This is a genomic window from Xanthomonas translucens pv. cerealis (assembly GCF_006838285.1).
GTDB lineage: Bacteria > Pseudomonadota > Gammaproteobacteria > Xanthomonadales > Xanthomonadaceae > Xanthomonas_A > Xanthomonas_A cerealis.
The window spans coordinates 4,360,547-4,377,793 of record NZ_CP038228.1 but is presented as its reverse complement, the minus strand read 5'-3'; the positions used below and the strand labels follow the sequence as shown (position 1 = coordinate 4,377,793).

The window sequence follows — 17,247 nt, the reverse complement described above, 5'->3', positions numbered from 1 at the left end:
ACGGCACAGGCGCAAAAAAACCCGGCCGACGCATCTGCGTCGGCCGGGTTCGAGACCCGCTGTGGCGAACGACTACGCCGTCAGTGTCGCCAACGCAGCATTGAACGTCGCACTCGGACGCATGGCCTGGCTGACCCGCTCCAGGTTCGGACGGTAATAGCCCTGGATATCGACCGGCTTGCCCTGCACGCCGTTGAGTTCGGCGACGATGGCGGCCTCGTGCTCGGCCAGTTGCTTGGCAAGCGGTGCGAAGCGCGTCTTCAGCGCCGCGTCCTCGTCCTGCGCGGCCAACGCCTGCGCCCAGTACAGAGCCAGGTAGAAATGGCTGCCACGGTTGTCGAGTTCGCCGACCTTGCGCGAGGGCGATTTGTCGTTGTCCAGGAACTGGCCATTGGCCTGGTCCAGGGTCTTGGCCAGCACGCCGATGGTCGCGTTCCGGTGGCGCTGGCCCAGATGCTCCAGCGACGCGGCCAGGGCCAGGAACTCGCCCAGCGAATCCCAGCGCAGGTAGTTCTCTTCGACGAACTGCTGCACGTGCTTGGGCGCCGAACCGCCGGCACCGGTCTCGAACAGGCCGCCGCCGGCCATCAGCGGCACGACCGACAGCATCTTGGCGCTGGTGCCCAACTCCATGATCGGGAACAGGTCGGTGAGGTAGTCGCGCAGCACGTTGCCGGTGACCGAGATGGTGTCCTCGCCCTTGCGGATGCGCTGCAGCGAGAACGCGGTGGCCTCCACCGGCGGCAGGATGCGGATGTCCAGGCCGGTGGTGTCGTGGTCCTGCAGATAGCGCTCCACCTTCTGGATCATCAGCGCATCGTGGGCGCGCTGCGGATCCAGCCAGAACACCGCCGGGGTGCCGCTCAGGCGCGCGCGGCTGACCGCCAGCTTGACCCAGTCCTGGATCGGCGCGTCCTTGACCTGGCACATGCGCCAGATGTCGCCGGCTTCGACCGCATGCTCCAGCAGCGGCTTGCCGCTGGCGTCGCTGACCCGCACCACCCCGTCGGCGGCGATCTGGAAGGTCTTGTCGTGCGAACCGTATTCCTCGGCCTTCTGCGCCATCAGGCCGACGTTGGGCACGCTGCCCATCGTCGCCGGATCGAACGCGCCATGCCGCTTGCAGTCCTCGATCACCGCCTGGTACACGCCGGCGTAGCAGCGGTCCGGAATCAGCGCCTTGGTGTCCTGCAGCTTGCCCTCGGCGTTCCACATCTTGCCGGAGTCGCGGATCATCGCCGGCATCGACGCATCGACGATCACGTCGCTGGGCACGTGCAGGTTGGTGATGCCCTTGTCGGAATTGACCATCGCCAGCGCCGGGCGCTGCGCGTACACCGCCTGCAGATCGGCTTCGATCTGCGCGCGTTGCGCGTCCGGCAAACTGGCGATGCGCGCGTACAGGTCGCCGATGCCGTTGTTCGGATCGAAGCCGACCTGCTTCAGCGCCTCGGCGTGCTTGTCCAGCACCTCCTGGTAGAACGCGCCGACCACCACGCCGAACATGATCGGGTCGGAGACCTTCATCATGGTCGCCTTCAGGTGCAGCGAAAACAGCACGCCCTGCTGCTTGGCGTCGGCGATCTGCGCCTGCACGAAGCTGGCCAGCGCGCGCTTGCTCATCACTGCCGCGTCGATGATCTCGCCGGCCTGCACCGCGGTCTTTTCCTTCAGCACGGTGACGCTGCCGTCCTTGCCGACCAGTTCGATGCTGACGTTGCCGGCCTGCGCGATCAGCGCCGAGCGCTCGCTGCCGTAGAAATCGCCGGCGTCCATGTGCGCCACGTGCGACTTCGAATCGGCGCTCCACGCGCCCATGCGGTGCGGATGCGTGCGCGCGTAGTTCTTCACCGACAGCGGCGCGCGGCGATCGGAATTGCCCTCGCGCAGCACCGGATTGACCGCACTGCCCTTGACCCGGTCGTAGCGCGCCTTGGCCTCTTTCTGCGTGTCGTCCTGCGGCTCGTCCAGGTAGTCCGGCAGCGCGTAGCCCTGCTGCTGCAATTCCTTGATCGCGGCCTTGAGCTGCGGCACCGAGGCGCTGATGTTGGGCAGCTTGATGATGTTGGCTTCCGGCGTGGTCGCCAGCTGGCCCAGCTCGGCCAGGTCGTCGGCGATGCGCTGATCCCCGCGCAGGTATTCGGGGAACTGCGAGATCAAGCGGCCGGCCAGCGAGATGTCGCGGGTTTCCACGGCGATGCCGGCGGTGCCGGCGAAGGCGGCGACGATCGGCAACAGCGACTGCGTCGCCAGGTACGGTGCTTCGTCGGTGAGCGTGTACAGGATCTTGGGCGTATTCGACATGAGTGACGTAGGCTCGCTTGCGGAATCGGGAAGGACGCGTTGCCGCGGGAAAGACCGCAGTCGGCACGGCGCGGACGGCGTGCGGACTCTGGCGCTTTCGACTATGGGAAACCCGGCGACGGCGTTGGCATTGCAGCCGCCGATTGTCGCGTTTTCTGCTGGCCGGAGAAAGCGCTTGCATGGAACGGTTGAGATCACCGCCGCCGCACCAGCGCATGCGCTGGCACTACGTGCGGCATGGCGCAGCGGCGATGGCTTGCGTTGGTTCGCAGGACAAATTCCGCCATCGCTTGCGGCACAAGGCGGCGCGCCTTCCCTGCGCAGGCGTATGGAACACACTGCAGCAAGTGTCGCCACAGCGTGTGCCGACAGCAGCGATGACGAGCGAAGCGGCATGCCATGCGCTGGAGCATGGTGGCAGCCGGCGCATGCGGCGCAGCGGGCAGTGCGTGCATCGGCGCTCTGCGCACAGCAGCGTGCAGATTTTTGGCGCCCACAAAAAAGGGCGCAGTCTCGCGACTGCGCCCAGCGTGCGGCGCCGGCCGGGAGAGAGTCGGCTGGCGCGATCCGCGACTGCGGTGTGCTTAGCGGGACGCGATGTGCCTCACTTGACTTCGAATTCCTGCGCCGTTCCGGCCGGCTGGCCGTTCACGGTAACCGCGGCCTTGTACTTGCCGGCCGGCCAGCCCTTGGGGTTGGTGAAGGAGATATTGGTGGTTTCCGCACCGGCCGTGGTCAGCGTCGCGCTCTGCTCGCCGGCGGTCTGGCCGTCCTGGAACAGCAGCTTGGCGCCGACATTGGTGTTGGTGGAGGAACCCTCGGTTTTCACCGAGACGATGATGGTGTCCTTGCTGCTCAGCGTGGTCAGCGGCGCCACCGCTTTGTCGGTGCCGGCGGTATTACCCACGGCCACCGAGGCGACCGTCACCGTGCCGGCATTGGCCGCGGCCGGCGCCGTCTCTGCCGGACCTGGCATCGCCTCGGTCGGGGCGGAGGAGGTGGGATCCGGCGTGGCGTTCTGGCTCTGTTCCTGCTTCTTGCAACCGGCCAGGGCCAGCGTGCCGACCAGCGCCAGCAGCAACGGCGAGGTCAATGTCTTCGAATGGATCTTCATGAGGTGGTGCTCCTTGGATGGAAGGATGAATTGCGGACGTCTTTTCGGTGCGTCAGGCGCGCGCAGGCAGCTTCAGTGTCTGCCCCGGGTAGATCCTGTCCGGGTCGTCGAGCACGTCGCGGTTGGCTTCAAAGATGCGGGTCCAGGCGTTGCCGTCGCCGTAGTGCAGTTTGGCGATCTTGGACAGCGAATCGCCCGACTTGACCACATAGATCTGTTGCACCTGTTCGGCGGTGGTGTCCACGTGCGCCTGCACGGCGGAAAAATCCGCCTGCGGCGTGACGTCCGCGGTGGTATCCACCTTGGCGGTGACTGCCGAAAAATCGGCGCGCTTGTCGCTGTTCATCGCATGTGGCTCCGTGCGTGGATGGGATGCGGCAACGGTTGCACAAAATTTGTTAAAAACGGATCGCGCAGCCGTGAATGGCGCCGGCCCCATTCAGCCTGCACGCTACTGGCGGGGGTCGCGGTGAAAGGCGATCGGTTCGGCCATGTCGGGCGTGGCGCGCCAGGGATTGATGTCCAGCCCGCCGCGTCGTGTGTAGCGCGCCTCGACCTGCAGCGACTGCGGGCGGCAGCGGATCAGCAGGTCGTGGAAGATCTGCTCCAGGCATTGTTCGTGGAAGCCGGCGTGCTCGCGGAAGCTGATCAGGTAGCGCAGCAGGCCTTCGCGGTCGATGCGGCCACCGCGATAGCGCACGCACAGCGTGGCCCAGTCCGGCTGGCCGGTGACCGGGCAATTGGATTTGAGCAATGCGCTGCTCAGCGTTTCCTCGACGATGTCGTCGGCCGCGGCGAACAGGAACTGCGGACGTGGCGGGCCGTAGCAGTCGATGGCGATGTCCAGCACATCCAGCGAGTCCCCTTCGCCGAGCGGGTCCACCGGCGGCAGGCCGAACTCCATGGTGACGTCGGCACCGGCGCGCGCCGACAGGTCGCTGACGATGCAGGCGCGCACCGCTTCGGCGCTGTTGAAGCGCATCGCGTTGAGCGAGTTGAGGTAGAGCTTGAGCGACTTGGATTCGATCAGCTGCGGCGAGGTGCACGGCACCTGCAGCGTGGCAGTGGCCACGCAGGGCTTGCCCTGCGCGTCCAGCCAGCCCAGTTCGTAGGCATGCCAGCGGTCGAGCCCGAAGAACGGCAGCGGCGCGGCATCCAGGCCGATCTCGGCACGGCCGCCGGCGCGGGGGATCGGAAACAGCAGCGCGGGATCGTACTGCGAGGGGTATGCGACCTCGCGGCCGAGACTGGAATCCTGTGGGGTGTTCATGCTTGCCAGTCTAGCGGGCGCGGTGTGGCTGGCAGGTGTATGAGGCGGTAAGTCGAGAGTCGGGATTGGCAAAGGCGGACGGCGGTTGCGGTATCGCCAAGCGCCGATTCCGAATCACCGACGCCTGCAATGGGGTTGGCGGAAAGGCAGACCCCAGACTGCTGCCTTCGCGAATCCGCAATCCCGAATCACGACTTCATGTGCAAATAATCCAGCGACACCTGCAGCAACGCGCGCAGGCCCACGTCCAGCGCCGATTCGTCGAGCAGGAACTGCGGCGAGTGGTTGCTCGGCGCGGTCGCCGGATCGATGCCAGGGCCGGTGGCGCCGACGAAGAAGAACATCGACGGCACCTGCTGCGCGTAGAACGAGAAGTCTTCCGCACCCATCTGCAGCGGCGGCTCGTAGACGTTGCCGGCGCCGACCACCGCCTGCAGGCTGGGCAGCATCTTCGCGGTCAGCGCCGGGTCGTTGATGGTGGCCGGGTTGCCGTCCTGGTCGGGCACGTGCGCCTCGGCCTTGGCGCCGTGCGCGGCGGCGGTGTGCTCGGCGACGGTCTTCAGGTCGGCGAAGATCTGCTGGCGCATGGCGTCGTCGAAGGTGCGGATGGTGCCGACCATCTCCACCTCGTCGGGAATGATGTTGTAGCGAATGCCGCCCTTGATCGCGCCGAAGCTGAGCACCGCCGGCTGCCTGGAAATGTTGGCGCGGCGGCTGACCACGGTCTGCGCCGCGCCGATCAGGTCGGCGCTGGCGACGATCGGGTCGATCCCGTTCCACGGTGCCGAGCCGTGGGTCTGGCGGCCGATCACCTTGATGCTGAAGCGGTCCGAGGCGGCCATCAGCGGGCCGCCGCGCACCGCGATCTTGCCCGCCTGCACGCTGGAGAACACGTGCAGGCCGAACATCGCGTCGGGCTTGAAGTCGCGGAACAGGCCCTCCTTCAGCATCAGCGCGGCGCCGCCCTCCTCGTTGCCCGGCACGCCCTCCTCGGAGGGCTGGAACACCAGCATCACCTCGCCCGGCAGCTGCGCGCGCATCGCCACCAGCGCTTCGGCCACGCCCAGCAGGATGCTGGTGTGGGCGTCGTGGCCGCAGGCATGCATGACCCCGACGGTTTCGCCGCGGTACTCGCCGGTGGCCTTGGAGGCGAACGCCAGGCCGGTCTGTTCGGTCACCGGCAGCGCGTCCATGTCCGCGCGCAGGGCGATCTTCGGCCCCGGTAGTGCGCCCTTGATGATCGCCATCACGCCGTGGTGAGCGATCCCGGTCTGCGGCTTCAGGCCCAGCGCGCGCAGCCGCTCGGCGACCTTGGCCGCGGTGCGCTGCTCGCGGTTGGACAGTTCCGGGTGCTGGTGGAAATCGCGCCGCCACTGGACCACCTTGGGCTGCAGCCTGGCCGCCGCAGCCGCCACGTCCGGGCGTTCGGCGGACTGGGCGCAGGCAAGCGCGGGGACGGCGAGCAGCAGCGCAGACAGCAGACGGGGCAGGCGCGGCATGGAAATCTCCGGTCGGGTTTTGTGTGGCGTTCAGTCAATGTATTGCATCGGCGGCCGTCGGGCACCGGCCGGCGCCGCATTGGTGCGAAAAAACCCTTGAGAATCCGTGTCAACCGATCCGCCGCCGGTGCGTTCCCGCTAGCAGCGCCGATGGCCGCAAGGCACACGTCGCCATGGCTCAAGTCATGGTCCAATCGCAACCTGCCGGCGATATGCTTCACCGCTTGTCGCATCAGCCACTGCGGGAGGGTCGCCCACCCCGCTTCGCCACAGGAGTTTCCCCGGATGTCGCGTTTCTGGAAGATTGCGCTGCTGATCGTCGCAGCGGTGGCCGTGGTGCTGGTGGGCGCGCACTTCCTGCGCAGCGGACATAGCCGCGGCGGCGCGGCGGCGGGCGGCGATAGCGACGACAGCACGCCGATCCCGGTGACGGTGGTCGCCGCCGGCAGCCAGGCGGTGCCGATCTACGCCACCTCCACTGGCACGGTGACCGCGCTGGCCACGGTCACGGTCAATCCGCAGGTGAGCGGGCAGCTGATGAGCCTGAACTTCCGCGAAGGCCAGGAAGTGAAGAAGGGCGAGCTGCTGGCGCAGATCGACCCGCGCTCGCTGCAGGCCAGCTTCGACGAAGCGGCAGCGAGCAAGCGCCAGAACCAGGCGTTGCTGGCCACTGCCCGCTCCACCTTCCAGCGCTCCGATTCGCCGGCCTACCGCCAGTACGTGGCCAGGACCGACCTGGACACGCAGCGCAACCAGGTAGCGCAGTACGAGGCGGCGGTCGCCGCCAACGACGCAGCGATGCGCGCGGCGCAGGTGCAGTTGCAGTACACCCGCATCCTGGCCCCGATCGACGGTATCACCGGCCTGCGCGGCGTGGACGTGGGCAACATCGTCAGCACCAGCAGCAGCATCGTCACCATCACCCAGATCCATCCGATCTACGTGGTCTTCAACCTGGCCGAGCGCGAGCTGCAGGGCCTGCGCGAGGCACAGGCGGCCGGACCGCTGACGGTGGCGGCGCTGGACCGCACCGACGCGCACGTGATCGCCGGCGACGGCCGGGTCGACGTGATCGACAACCAGATCAGCAGCGACACCGGCACTTTCAAGGTCCGCGCCGAGTTCCCCAACCCCGGCAACGCGCTGTGGCCGGGCCAGTTCGTCAACGTGCGGCTGACCCTGCGCACGCTGGCCAGCGGTGTGGTGGTGCCGAGCCAGGCGGTGCAGCGCGGCCCCGACGGCGACTACGTGTACGCGGTGCAGGGCGACAACACGGTCAAGATGCAGACTGTCAAGCAGGGCGTGGAAGTGGGCGACAGCCAGGTGCAGCTGGAGCAGGGCCTGAAGGCCGGCGAGCGGGTGGTCACCGAGGGCCAGTTCCGGCTCAAGCCGGGCAGCAAGGTCACTCCACTGAAGCCGGGCGAAGCTCCGCCGCAGCCGACCGAAGCCGAATTGAAGGCGGCAGAAAGCAAGCAGAAGCGCAAGGATGGCGGCGGCCGTCGCGACGGCGGACCGCGCTGAGGTCCGCCGCGCGGCCCGGCGCCTTGCGTCCGGCCGCGCGAGCGCACAAGGCCAAGGGCCGAACGCCGCACGCCCGCCGCCACCGCGCACGCCATTGGTGCCGCTGCAGATCGATCCGCTCCATCCCGACTTTCGAGCAAGGACACCCCTGTGGGCTTTTCGACGATCTTCATTTGCCGCCCGATCGCCACCACCTTGCTGATGGCAGGCGTGCTGCTGCTCGGCATCCTCGGCTACCGGCAGCTGCCGGTGTCGGCGCTGCCGGAGATCGACGCCCCCAGCCTGGTGGTGACCACACAGTATCCCGGCGCCAACGCCAGCACCATGGCCTCGCTGGTGACCACGCCACTGGAGCGGCAGCTGGGGCAGATCTCCGGGCTGCAGATGATGACCTCCGATTCGTCGGCGGGCCTGTCCACGATCATCCTGCAGTTCGCGATGGACCGCGACATCGACATCGCCGCGCAGGACGTGCAGGCGGCGATCCGCCAGTCCACCCTGCCCTCGTCGCTGCCCTACCAGCCTGTCTACAACCGGGTGAACCCGGCCGACGCGGCGATCCTGACCCTCAAGCTCAGCTCCGACACGCTGCCGCTGCGCGAGGTCAACAACTACGCCGACTCGATCCTGGCGCAGCGCCTGTCGCAGGTGCCTGGGGTGGGCCTGGTGTCGATCGCCGGCAACGTGCGCCCGGCCGTACGCATTCAGGTCAACCCGGCGCAGCTGTCGAACATGGGCCTGACCATGGAGGCGCTGCGCAGCGCGCTGACCGAGACCAACGTCAACGCGCCGAAGGGCTCGCTCAACGGCAAGACCCAGTCCTACAGCATCGGCACCAACGACCAGCTGTCCAGCGCCGCCGACTACCGCGACACCGTCATCAGCTACAGGAACGGCGCGCCGGTACGGCTGTCGGACGTGGCGCAGGTGGTGGACGGGGTGGAGAACGACCAACTCGCCGCCTGGGCCGACGGCAAGCCGGCGGTGCTGCTGGAGATCCGCCGCCAACCCGGCGCCAATATCGTGCAGACGGTGGAGCAGATTCGCGCGATCCTGCCGCAACTGCAGGGCGTGCTGCCGAGAGGCGTGCACATGGATGTGTTCTCCGACCGCACCGAGACCATCCGCGCCTCGGTGCACGAGGTCAAGTTCACCCTGATCCTGACCATGTTCCTGGTGGTGGCGGTGATCTTCGTGTTCCTGCGCCGGCTGTGGGCCACGATCATCCCGTCGGTGGCGGTGCCGCTGTCGCTGGCCGGCACCTTCGCGGTGATGGCCTTCGCCGGCATGTCGCTGGACAACCTGTCGCTGATGGCGCTGGTGGTGGCCACCGGTTTCGTGGTCGACGACGCGATCGTGATGATCGAGAACATCGTGCGCTACATCGAGCAGGGCAAGAGCGGGCGCGAGGCGGCGGAGATCGGCGCCAAGCAGATCGGCTTCACCGTGCTGTCGCTGACCGTGTCGCTGGTGGCGGTGTTCCTGCCGCTGATCCTGATGCCCGGCGTCACCGGCCGCCTGTTCCATGAGTTCGCCTGGGTGCTGTCGATCGCGGTGGTGATCTCGATGCTGGTGTCGCTGACGCTGACGCCGATGATGTGCGCCTACCTGCTCAAGCCCGACGCACTGCCCGAAGGCGAGGACGCGCACGAGCGCGCGGCCGCCGCCGGCAAGACCACCGTGTGGACGCGCACCGTGGCGCTGTACGAGCGCACCCTGGATTGGGTGCTCGGGCACCAGCCGCTGACCCTGGCGATCGCGCTGGCGACGATGGTGCTGACCGTGGTGCTGTACGTGGTGATCCCCAAGGGCCTGCTGCCCGAACAGGACACCGGGCTGATCACCGGGGTGGTCCAGGCCGACCAGAACGTGGCGTTCCCGCAGATGCAGCAGCGCACCGAAGCGGTAGCCGCGGCGCTGCGCAAGGACCCGGCGGTGACCGGGGTGGCCGCCTTCATCGGCGCCGGCTCGATGAATCCCACCCTCAACCAGGGCCAGCTCAGCGTCGTGCTGAAGACCCGCGCCGACCGCGACGGCCTGGACAAGGTGCTGCCACGGCTGCAGCAGGCGGTGGCCCGGCTGCCGGGCGTGGCGCTGTACCTGAAGCCGGTGCAGGACGTGACCCTGGACACGCGCGTGGCCGCGACCGAATACCAGTACTCGCTGTCGGACGTGGACAGCGCCGAGCTGGCGACGCAGGGCGCGCGCCTGACCGAGGCGCTGCGCAAGCGCCCGGAACTGGCCGACGTGGACAACAACCTGGCCAACCAGGGCCGCGCGCTGGAACTGACCGTGGACCGCGACAAGGCCAGCGCGCTCGGCGTGCCGATGCAGACCATCGACGACACCCTGTACGACGCCTTCGGCCAGCGCCAGATCTCCACCATCTTCACCCAACTCAACCAGTACCGCGTGGTGCTGGAAGTGGCGCCGCAGTTCCGCAACAGCACCGCGCTACTGCACCAGCTGGCGGTGACCAGCAATGGCAGCGGCGCGCTGACCGCCAGCAACGCCACCAGCTTCGGCCAGACCACGTCCAGCAATTCGTCCACCGCCACCGGCATCGGCAACCAGAACACCGGCATCGCCGTCGGCAGCGGCGGCACCGTGCCGCTGGCCGCGCTGGCTGCGGCAAAGGTCACCACCACGCCGCTGGTGGTCAGCCACCAGCAACAGCTGCCGGCGGTGACGGTGTCGTTCAACCTGGCGCCGGGCCACTCGCTGTCGCAGGCGGTGGCCGCCATCGAGGAAACCAAGGAGCAGTTGCAGCTGCCGCCGCAGCTGCATGCCGAGTTCATCGGCAAGGCGGCCGAATTCACCGGCAGCCAGGCCGATATCGTGTGGCTGCTGCTGGCCTCGGTGGTGCTGATCTACATCGTGCTCGGCGTGCTCTACGAGAGCTACATCCATCCGCTGACGATCATCTCCACGCTGCCGCCAGCCGGCGTCGGCGCGCTGCTGGCGCTGATGCTGTGCGGGCTGAGCCTGTCGGTGGACGGCATCGTCGGCATCGTGCTGCTGATCGGCATCGTCAAGAAGAACGCGATCATGATGATCGACTTCGCGATCGACGCGCGCCGCGAGGGCGCCAACGCGCACGACGCGATCCGCCGCGCCTGCCTGCTGCGCTTCCGCCCGATCATGATGACCACCGCCGCGGCGATGCTCGGCGCGCTGCCGCTGGCGCTGGGCGACGGCATCGGCTCGGAACTGCGGCGCCCGCTCGGCATCGCCATCGTCGGCGGCCTGCTGCTGTCGCAGCTGGTCACCCTGTACACCACGCCGGTGATCTACCTGTACATGGAGCGTGCCTCCGAGCGGCTGCGCGCTTATCGGGAGCGGCGGGCGGCGGCGGCGGGGCAGGAGGCATGAGCATGGTCGTTGTGGCCGCCATCGGGACCAGGGACCGGGGACCGGGGACCCGAAGAACGGAAGTCGGTAAAGCCCCGAATCGCGATATCGCGCTTTCCCCGGTCCCCGGTCCCCGGTCCCTGGTCCCGACACTTCGGGTCTCTGGTCCCCGGTCCCTGGTCCCGAGACAATGAACATCTCCAGCCCCTTCATCCGCCGCCCGATCGGCACCACGCTGCTGGCCATCGGCCTGTTCGTGATCGGCATGATGTGCTACCTGCGCCTGGGCGTGGCGGCGCTGCCAAACATCTCGATCCCGGTGATCTTCGTGCAGGCCAGCCAGGCCGGCGCGGATGCATCGACGATGGCGTCCACGGTCACCGCGCCGCTGGAACGGCATCTGGGCCAGATCCCCGGCATCGACACCATGCGCTCCTCCAGTTCGGAGGGGAACAGCCAGGTGTTCATGATGTTCCAGAGCGACCGCAACATCGATTCGGCCGCGCAGGACGTACAGACCGCGATCAATTCCGCGCAGGCGGATCTGCCCTCGGGCCTGTCCACGCCGCGCTACCAGAAGGCCAATCCCAACGACGACCCGGTCATCGCCATCGCGCTGACCTCCGAGACGCAGTCGGCCGACGAGCTGTACAACGTCGCCGACGCGCTGCTGGCGCAGCGGTTGCGCCAGATCAGCGGCGTGGCCTCGGTCGACATCGGCGGCGCTTCCACCCCGGCGGTGCGGGTGGACGTGAATCTGCGCGCGCTCAACGCAATGGGACTGACCCCGGACGACCTGCGCAACGCCGTGCGCGCGGCCAACGTGACCTCGCCCACCGGCTTCCTCAGCGACGGCGCCTCCACCACCGCGATCGTGGCCAACGATTCGGTGGCCAAGGCCGCCGACTTCGGCCAGGTGGTGATCTCGCAGCAGACCGGCCGCACCGTGCGCCTGCGCGACGTGGCCAACGTCTACGACGGCCAGCAGGACGCCTACCAGGCGGCCTGGTTCGGCGGCAAGCCGGCGGTGATGATGTATGTGTTCACCCGCGCCGGCGCCAACATCGTGGAGACGGTGGACCGGGTCAAGGCGCAGATCCCGATGCTGCGCGGCTACCTGCAGCCGGGCACCAAAATGTCCGCCTACTTCGACCGCACGCCGACCATCCGCGCCTCGTTGAACGAGGTCCAGGTCACGCTGCTGATCAGTCTGGCGATGGTGGTGCTGACCATGGCGCTGTTCCTGCGCCGGCTGGCGCCGACCCTGATCGCCGCGGCCACCGTGCCGCTGTCGCTGGCCGGCGCGGCACTGGCGATGTACGTGATGGGCTTCACCCTGAACAACCTGAGCCTGCTGGCGCTGGTGATCGCGATCGGCTTCGTCGTCGACGATGCGATCGTGGTGATCGAAAACATCATGCGTCACCTCGACGAAGGCATGTCGCGGCTGGACGCGGCGCTGGCCGGCGCGCGCGAAATCGGCTTCACCATCGTCTCGATCACCGCCTCGCTGGTGGCGGTGTTCATCCCGATCCTGTTCGCCAGCGGCATGATCGGCGCGTTCTTCCGCGAGTTCACCGTGACCCTGGTCGCGGCGATCTGCGTCTCGGCGGTGGTTTCGCTGACCCTGACCCCGGCGCTGTGCAGCCGCTTCCTGTCCGCGCACACCGAACCGGAGCGGCCGGGCCGTTTCGGCGCCTGGCTGGAGCGCGTGCACGCCGGCATGCTGCGCGTGTACAGCGTGGCGCTGGATTTCTCGCTGCGCCACGCGCTGCTGCTGGCGCTGACCCCGCTGCTGCTGATCGCCGCCACCGTGTTCCTGGCCGGGGCGGTGAAGAAGGGTTCGTTCCCGGCGCAGGACACCGGCCTGATCGCGGGCCGCGCCAGTTCCAGCGCCACCGTGTCTTTCGCCGACATGGTCAACCGCCAACGCCGCATCACCGACATGCTGATGTCCGATCCGGCGGTGAAAATCGTCGGCGCGCGCCTGGGCAGCAGCCGCCAGGGCTCCAGCGCCCGCTTCAACATCGAACTCAAGCGCCACGACGAGGGCCGCACCGAGACCACCGCGCAGGTGCTGGCGCGGCTCAGCGCCAAGGCCGACCGCTACCCCGATCTGCAATTGCGCCTGCGCGCGATCCAGGACCTGCCCAGCGACGGCGGCGGCGGCACCAGCCAGGGCGCGCAGTACCGCGTCTCGCTACAGGGCAACGACAACGCCCAGCTGCAGCAGTGGCTGCCCAAGCTGCAGGAAGCGCTGAAGCGGAACCCGAAGCTGCGCGACGTCGGCACCGACGTGGACAGCGCTGGCCTGCGCCAGAACATCGTCATCGACCGCGCCCAGGCCGCGCGCCTGGGCGTGTCGATCGGCGCGATCGACGGCGCACTGTACGGCGCGTTCGGCCAGCGCCAGATCTCCACGATCTATTCGGATCTCAACCAGTACAGCGTGGTGGTCAACGCATTGCCCGAGCAAACCGCCACGCCGGCGGCGCTGGACCGGATCTACGTGCCCACGCGCAGCGGCGCGATGGTGCCGCTCACCGCGGTGGCGCACCAGGTGCCGGGCCTGGCGCCGCCGCAGATCACCCATCAGAACCAGTACACGACGATGGACCTGAGCTACAACCTGGCACCGGGCGTGAGCACCGGCGAAGGCGACGCGATCATCGCCGTCACCGTAGCCAACCTGCGCATGCCCGGCGACATCCGCATCGCCGACGGCGGCGGCTTCAACGTGCAGCTGCAGCCCAACTCGATGCTGATCCTGGTGCTGGCGGCGATCGTGGTGGTCTACATCGTGCTCGGCATGCTGTACGAGAGCCTGGTGCATCCGGTGACGATCCTGTCCACGCTGCCGGCCGCGGGCATGGGCGCACTGCTGGCGCTGTGGATCACCGACACCGAACTGTCGGCGATCTCGATGATCGCGCTGGTGCTGCTGATCGGCATCGTCAAGAAGAACGCGATCATGATGATCGACTTCGCCCTGGTCGCCGAGCGCGAGCACGGCAAGTCGCCGCTGGAGGCAGTGCGCGAGGCCTGCGTGGTGCGCTTCCGCCCGATCATGATGACCACGATGGTGGCGATCCTGGCCGCGGTGCCGCTGGCGGTGGGCCTGGGCGAAGGTTCGGAACTGCGCCGCCCGTTGGGCATCGCGATGATCGGCGGCCTGCTGATCTCGCAGAGCCTGACCCTGCTCAGTACCCCGGCGCTGTACGTGATCTTCTCCTGCCTGCGCGAGCGCTGGAAGGCGCGGCGCCGCTCGCCGGCGAAGCGACGGGCGGCGCCGGTCACACCGGCAACCCGCTGAGCGGCGCGGGTGATCCACGCCGCTGCCGGCCTGATCTGGCGGCGGCGGCGCACAGGCGCAGATGGCCACAGTCCCACGGCGTGACGAGCAGGTAATCCACGCCGCGCCGGCGCCGGTCGCCGTGCACCGAACCCCATTCATCTTTCACGTGCACGCCGCCGGAGGAAGCATGCAGTCCTTCATCACTTCGGATCCAGCAGCGTCGGTTCGCTCCTGTCCCGCGACATGGAACACCGTGCTGGTCTACTGGCCGTTCATGCGCGTGGCGGGCGGTGGAAAACGGTGGCGGCCAAGCGACGGCGATCAAGCGAGAATGCGGCGGCGCATTGACGCCTTGCACTCCTTCATCCCACGCGGCGCGTATCTGCCTGCACCCGAACGCGCGCCATGCCACCGGTTTCCCAGCGATCACGCAGCGGCAGCCATGCATTTTCGGCTGCACGGCGCCAAGCGCGGCAGTGCAAGACCGAACACGGAGAGAGTGATATGCGACCTGCAAGAATCCCCAGATCCGGCTCTACAGAACCTGCAGATCAACCACACCCCACTGCCATTGCATCGGATCCGGCGATGGCCGCACATCCGTCCGTGGCGGCGCCGGCCGCGCAGCCTGCGCCATTGGAGGGGCTTACGGCCAATCCGCGCAGACCTGCCAGGTCATCGCGTTCGCGCTCGGCCGCCAGCGCGGCAGGGTCATCGCGAGGGACGCCGCGGTCCATGCCCGGCACCGATCTCGTGTCGGCGATGCAGCAGTTGGAACTTAGCAATGCGTTATCCGATGAGATAGCGCAGAAAACGAAAGATTTGCACAAATCGATAGGGAAAGCATCTTATTTTCAGAAAAAAATCTTGGACCCTGCGCAGGATACGGATTTTGAGAAAAAACTCGCACCTATCGACAGGCTGAGGTTTATCGATGATGCCATACAGACGGCCCGACAGGGCCTGGACGCATTTGCCTACTTGAATGCGCGCGACTGCCTGCTAAAAGAAAATTCATGGAAATTGGAATTGGAGCTATTGACCCTTTTCGGAAGGGCGGCAACAGTCGGCTGTACAACGTGCGACGAACTGCTGAAAGAAAAATGGACGCGCGATCTGAACGCACCAACGGCTTTGCTGAATCGGTACGCGCCCGACGTGCGGTTGATTCCGAAGGAAGCCATCGCGCGCCAACAGCCCGAGGAGTGGCGGGGGTATCTGCAGAAAATCGACAAGTACCGGGTGACGATGGAAGAGTTCGTGAACTATGTGAAGGCGCCGGGAACCCTGAAGAAAACCCGCGACAAGATCGAATACATACTGCAGATCTTCAAGACTCACCTTGGATCTTGCTATGAGTCGATGCAGGCGATCCGCAGCATGCTCGCCGAGATCTACACTCTTAAGCTGGAAGGCCAGGTGGAAAGCGCCGAAACCAGCGGCATGCACACGCTAAAGCCCCGCATGAACGAGCTGCGCGAGGCCAATCACTACCTGGGCGAGGCGGTACCCGAGGCCGCCCAGGTGCTGAACCATGCGATCTTGAACCATTCCATTCCCCTGCTAATAGGCGCTCAGGTAACCCCGCAGGTGCTGGCAAAGCATATGGCCGTCATGGAGGACTATGCAGAACACCATGGCCGGATCGGATCGAAACTGTGCCTGGATGTCGCCGCTTTCATCGAGGAAGGCAAGGACGAAGGCACCTGGCGCACCATGCTCGACCTGGCGCAGGCGCTCACCGAGTACCGGCAGTGCTTGCTGGATCTTTGCCGCTCTGCCAGGGGTGGTGGGCGCCCGGCCGTGCCGGAGCCAGCGACAGCGCTGGAGGAACAGCCCGCGCCAAGCGCGCCAGGACCGTCGCGCAAGTCGCGCAAGTCGCGCGGCAAGCGCGCGACCGGGGCACCCAGCGCCGTGCCTGCATCCCCGGCCGCCCCCAGCGACACGCGCACGCTCGCGCAAATGCAAGCGGATACGCTGCTGAAAAGCGTTGCCCTGGAACCGGCGATGGTCAACGCGCTGGGCGCGGACTTCATCCAGATCGCGAAAAGGCTCGGCAAAGACACCGGCAACGTCGAGAGGATGATGCGCAACGCCGATCAATCCGATCAAGATGCAGCCAACGCCTTCGATTTCGTGAGGGCGTCGGTGCAAGGCTGGTTCGGCGCCAGCGAGCAACTGCGTCAGGCAAAAGCCAGACTGCCTGCGGATGACCCGCGGATCGGCCCGCTCAGCGAGCGGCTGCAACTTGTGGAGCTGATCGAGCAGCGCGTGCGGACACGCGAAGTCGATGCGCTGAAGTGCGATACGCAGCCACGCTCGGTCCATCTGGCGCGGTTGTTGGCGATGAACGAGATCGCCCTGGTGGCTGCCCCGATGCAGCTGCCGTCTGACGCAGACAGCGGAGATCGCGGCACCCTGTTCGAAGTGCGCATCGATCACAAACCGCTCTCCGATGGCCAGCGCCCGGCGCCATGGTTCGTGCATCTGCACACGGCCACGCCGGTAGCCGCGAACGCGCTGGCGTCCCTCAACTACAAGACGTTCGCAGCGGTCCATCTCAAGACCGCGAGGGAGAAAAACCTGGGCAAGCGCTGGGAGACGCTGATGCGAGCGCTTGGCAATACCGAGGCGAAGGTGCACCGCGCCACGATCGGCTCGGACGTACTTGGGACGCTGTTGCAGGCAGGCCCTGGCGACGCTGCCGCGCCTGGCAGTCGCCGCATCGGCCATAGAGGCCATCGGAGCAGCCATCGGTGACGCGCGCCTAACCAGCGCGCGTCCCGCCGCACGTGTCGGAACGGGCGCGCATTGCATTGCTCCAGGCCAATGGCCCATTTTCGCAAGCCGCAGCGCCGGGTAAGAATCAAGGGTAAGGGCGCAGCGTCACACA

At 67.2% G+C, this 17,247-nt stretch carries 9 protein-coding genes; 4 read left to right on the top strand and 5 right to left on the bottom strand.

Annotation, left to right across the window (positions count from 1 at the left end):
- Nucleotides 1–72: 72 nt before the first annotated feature.
- The 5 genes from E4A48_RS19335 to E4A48_RS19315 all read right to left on the bottom strand — a co-directional run bounded on the left by E4A48_RS19335 (nt 73) and on the right by E4A48_RS19315 (nt 6,187).
- Complete coding sequence (locus E4A48_RS19335) at nt 73–2,304, bottom strand: NADP-dependent isocitrate dehydrogenase (RefSeq protein ID WP_142742993.1); 2,232 nt, start codon at nt 2,302–2,304, stop codon at nt 73–75.
- A gap of 604 nt (nt 2,305–2,908) precedes the next feature.
- Nucleotides 2,909–3,418 carry a hypothetical protein gene (locus E4A48_RS19330; protein WP_039006214.1) on the bottom strand — a complete coding sequence of 170 codons (510 nt, stop codon included), beginning with the start codon at nt 3,416–3,418 and terminating at the stop codon, nt 2,909–2,911.
- A 52-nt stretch (nt 3,419–3,470) separates the two neighbouring features.
- Nucleotides 3,471–3,764 carry a LysM peptidoglycan-binding domain-containing protein gene (locus tag E4A48_RS19325; RefSeq protein WP_039006215.1) on the bottom strand — a complete coding sequence of 98 codons (294 nt, stop codon included), beginning with the start codon at nt 3,762–3,764 and terminating at the stop codon, nt 3,471–3,473.
- 105 nt (nt 3,765–3,869) lie between these two features.
- Nucleotides 3,870–4,688 carry an NADPH-dependent 7-cyano-7-deazaguanine reductase QueF gene (gene queF / locus E4A48_RS19320; protein WP_039006216.1) on the bottom strand — a complete coding sequence of 273 codons (819 nt, stop codon included), beginning with the start codon at nt 4,686–4,688 and terminating at the stop codon, nt 3,870–3,872.
- Between the two features lie 188 nt (nt 4,689–4,876).
- Nucleotides 4,877–6,187: a M20 family metallopeptidase gene (locus tag E4A48_RS19315; protein ID WP_142742992.1), complete on the bottom strand. Its 1,311-nt coding sequence runs from the start codon at nt 6,185–6,187 to the stop codon at nt 4,877–4,879.
- A 285-nt stretch (nt 6,188–6,472) separates the two neighbouring features.
- Here E4A48_RS19315 and E4A48_RS19310 point away from each other — a divergent pair, with 285 nt between their 5' ends.
- The 4 genes from E4A48_RS19310 (at nt 6,473) to E4A48_RS19295 (ending at nt 17,114) form a co-directional block, all read left to right on the top strand.
- Complete coding sequence (locus E4A48_RS19310; RefSeq protein ID WP_039006218.1) at nt 6,473–7,708, top strand: efflux RND transporter periplasmic adaptor subunit; 1,236 nt, start codon at nt 6,473–6,475, stop codon at nt 7,706–7,708.
- Nucleotides 7,709–7,858: 150 nt separating this feature from the next.
- The gene (locus E4A48_RS19305; RefSeq protein ID WP_142742991.1) at nt 7,859–11,080 is read left to right on the top strand and encodes an efflux RND transporter permease subunit; all 3,222 of its coding nucleotides are present in this window, start codon (nt 7,859–7,861) and stop codon (nt 11,078–11,080) included.
- 169 nt (nt 11,081–11,249) lie between these two features.
- Complete coding sequence (locus E4A48_RS19300; RefSeq protein ID WP_142742990.1) at nt 11,250–14,372, top strand: efflux RND transporter permease subunit; 3,123 nt, start codon at nt 11,250–11,252, stop codon at nt 14,370–14,372.
- Nucleotides 14,373–15,089: 717 nt separating this feature from the next.
- The gene (locus E4A48_RS19295; protein WP_260608004.1) at nt 15,090–17,114 is read left to right on the top strand and encodes a type IV pilus assembly protein FimV; all 2,025 of its coding nucleotides are present in this window, start codon (nt 15,090–15,092) and stop codon (nt 17,112–17,114) included.
- Nucleotides 17,115–17,247: the final 133 nt, after the last annotated feature.

What these genes read in the sequence shown, in the direction of transcription:
- E4A48_RS19335 (WP_142742993.1), bottom strand. Translation starts at nt 2,304, where the DNA reads ATGTCGAATACGCCCAAGATCCTGTACACGCTCACCGACGAAGCACCG.
- E4A48_RS19330 (WP_039006214.1), bottom strand. Translation starts at nt 3,418, where the DNA reads ATGAAGATCCATTCGAAGACATTGACCTCGCCGTTGCTGCTGGCGCTG.
- E4A48_RS19325 (WP_039006215.1), bottom strand. Translation starts at nt 3,764, where the DNA reads ATGAACAGCGACAAGCGCGCCGATTTTTCGGCAGTCACCGCCAAGGTG.
- queF (WP_039006216.1), bottom strand. Translation starts at nt 4,688, where the DNA reads ATGAACACCCCACAGGATTCCAGTCTCGGCCGCGAGGTCGCATACCCC.
- E4A48_RS19315 (WP_142742992.1), bottom strand. Translation starts at nt 6,187, where the DNA reads ATGCCGCGCCTGCCCCGTCTGCTGTCTGCGCTGCTGCTCGCCGTCCCC.
- E4A48_RS19310 (WP_039006218.1), top strand. Translation starts at nt 6,473, where the DNA reads ATGTCGCGTTTCTGGAAGATTGCGCTGCTGATCGTCGCAGCGGTGGCC.
- E4A48_RS19300 (WP_142742990.1), top strand. Translation starts at nt 11,250, where the DNA reads ATGAACATCTCCAGCCCCTTCATCCGCCGCCCGATCGGCACCACGCTG.
- E4A48_RS19295 (WP_260608004.1), top strand. Translation starts at nt 15,090, where the DNA reads ATGCCCGGCACCGATCTCGTGTCGGCGATGCAGCAGTTGGAACTTAGC.